General features: G+C 51.9%; 1 rRNA gene (cut by a window edge). It reads right to left on the bottom strand.

Going from position 1 to position 472, the window contains the following annotated elements:
- Window positions 1–386: ribosomal RNA gene (locus B3873_RS09420) — 16S ribosomal RNA — on the bottom strand; its annotated part reaches 1,282 nt to the left of the window's first position; the annotation flags it as partial.
- Between the last annotated feature and the right edge of the window lie 86 nt (window positions 387–472).

Raw genomic sequence — 472 nt, 5'->3', positions numbered from 1 at the left:
ATCAGGGTTGCCCCCATTGTCCAAAATTCCCCACTGCTGCCTCCCGTAGGAGTCTGGGCCGTGTCTCAGTCCCAGTGTGGCTGGTCGTCCTCTCAGACCAGCTACTGATCGTTGCCTTGGTAGGCTTTTACCCCACCAACTAGCTAATCAGATATCGGCCGCTCCAGGAGCATGAGGTCTTGCGATCCCCCACTTTCATCCGTAGATCGTATGCGGTATTAGCTAGTCTTTCGACTAGTTATCCCCCACTCTAGGGCACGTTCCGATATATTACTCACCCGTTCGCCACTCGCCATCAGGAGCAAGCTCCTATGCTGCCGTTCGACTTGCATGTGTAAGGCATGCCGCCAGCGTTCAATCTGAGCCAGGATCAAACTCTTTAGTTTAATCTCTGTTTTGTGCCATTTCTGGCTACCCCGAAGGGCATCGCTCTCTCAAAATACTGACAGGTAATTTCTTGCGATCTTACCTA

The sequence above is a fragment of the Herbaspirillum sp. UBA812 genome (genome assembly GCF_002296545.1).
Taxonomy (GTDB): domain Bacteria; phylum Pseudomonadota; class Gammaproteobacteria; order Burkholderiales; family Burkholderiaceae_D; genus Herbaspirillum; species Herbaspirillum huttiense.
This window is presented reverse-complemented; position numbering and strand designations above follow the sequence as displayed.